At 69.7% G+C, this 297-nt stretch carries 1 pseudogene; it reads left to right on the forward strand.

Annotated features, from left to right (window positions below):
• Window positions 1–297 (forward strand): annotated as a pseudogene (proA, locus tag WG924_RS28115) (glutamate-5-semialdehyde dehydrogenase); the annotation flags it as partial.

Below are 297 nucleotides of genomic sequence, written 5' to 3' on the forward strand. Positions count from 1 at the left end.
TCAACGCCAAGCTGCGCCGCACCGGTATCTGCGGCTCGGCCGAAACCCTGCTGGTCGACCGGGCGGCCGCACCCGCGATGCTGGCGCCGATCGTGACCGCGCTGCTGGATGCCGGCTGCGAGGTGCGCGGCGACGCCGCGGTTCAGGCGGTGGATGCCCGGGTGGTGCCGGCGACCGAGGCCGACTGGCGGACGGACTATCTGGATGCGATCATTTCGGCCCGCATGGTCGATGGCGTGGCCGGTGCCATCGACCACATCGAGGCTTATGGCTCGCATCACACCGACAGCATCGTCA

The organism is Tistrella arctica (assembly GCF_039630945.1).
GTDB lineage: Bacteria > Pseudomonadota > Alphaproteobacteria > Tistrellales > Tistrellaceae > Tistrella > Tistrella bauzanensis.